General features: G+C 40.4%; 1 protein-coding gene. It reads right to left on the bottom strand.

The features are described 5' to 3' along the window. Nucleotides 1-223: hypothetical protein (locus NJT12_RS25235; RefSeq protein ID WP_271338813.1), on the bottom strand; the 223-nt coding region annotated here is incomplete at both ends.

A 223-nucleotide genomic window follows, 5' to 3' on the forward strand; every position in this document is an offset into this window, starting at 1 on the left:
AGTACCACTTGTCAAAGCTGTTGTACTTGGAATCAATGTTCCGCCAGTTAAAGCAGTATACCAAACGATATTAGATTCGTTTAACTGAATACTTGCAAAAGTTGGCAAAGTTGACTGACAGAAATTCTGTGTTCCTGCAGTTACCAAACTTGGTGTTCCCGGATCAGTTACTATTACCGCAACTTCCAGTCTTAATGCACTCTCGCAAAGTGATGTTGCATCT

It is taken from the genome of Flavobacterium azizsancarii (assembly GCF_027980145.1).
Taxonomy (GTDB): domain Bacteria; phylum Bacteroidota; class Bacteroidia; order Flavobacteriales; family Flavobacteriaceae; genus Flavobacterium; species Flavobacterium azizsancarii.